This is a genomic window from Methylobacter sp. BlB1 (assembly GCF_015476545.1).
Classification (GTDB): Bacteria; Pseudomonadota; Gammaproteobacteria; order Methylococcales; family Methylomonadaceae; genus Methylobacter.
Genome location: NZ_JADMKV010000195.1, coordinates 1 through 828 on the forward strand (window position 1 = coordinate 1; position 828 = coordinate 828).

Here is an 828-nt window from a genome sequence, read left to right on the forward strand (position 1 = left end):
TTCTCGTCCTTCGAGCGCCGTGAGGAGTTCGCCGAGGTGGCGCGTCGCAACGTCACCCAGTTCTTCGCTGGCGAGCACCCCGCGTGGCGCCTGACCGTCGGCGACCTCGTCGAGGAGCTGCCGCGGATGGAGGCGCACAGCGTCGACCGGATCGTGCTCGACATGCTGGCCCCCTGGGAGTGCGTCGAGGCCGTCGGGCACGCGCTGCGCCCCGGCGGGATGGTCGTGGCGTACGTCGCCACCACCACCCAGCTGAGCCGCGTCACCGAGACCCTGCGCGCGCACGGCGAGTTCACCGAGCCGCAGCCCTTCGAGACGCTGGTGCGGGAGTGGCACGTCGAGGGCCTGGCCGTGCGGCCGAGCCACAAGATGAACGGCCACACCGGCTTCCTGGTCACCGCGCGCCGCATGGCACCGGGGCAGACCGCGCCCCGCAAGTCCCGCCGTCCGGCCCCCGGCGCCTACGGCGTGGACTACTCCGGTCCGCGCCCCGCCGGCGTCGAGACGCCCGAGGAGATGCCCGCCGAGTGAGGCCCGCCGCCGGACGGCGGCGTCCACTCCGCGACACGGTGCGCACGGGCCCGAAGCGCCCACCTGCAGCGCGCTAGGGTCCAAGCGAGACCCGAATCCAGCGGAGGTGAGCGTTCCATGACCGACTCCACCCCTCAGCAGCCCGAGCGCGACGACGCACGTCTGCGCGACCACGTCGCGGCTCTGGAGTCCGAGGTCGAGCACCTGCGCCAGCGCCTCGCCGGCTCCCCGCAGCAGTCGCGCCGCGTGGAGCAGCAGCTCATCGAGACCCAGCGCCAGCTGGCGGCCCTGTCGACG

The 828-nt window shown here is 73.8% G+C and carries 2 protein-coding genes; both read left to right on the forward strand.

The features are described from left to right. The coding region (locus IT781_RS21985; RefSeq protein WP_370527078.1) for a tRNA (adenine-N1)-methyltransferase at positions 1 to 531 on the forward strand (531 nt) is incomplete at its 5' end. A gap of 117 nt (positions 532 to 648) precedes the next feature. Next, on the forward strand, positions 649 to 828 hold a 180-nt coding region (locus IT781_RS21990), incomplete at its 3' end, for a hypothetical protein (protein WP_194972303.1).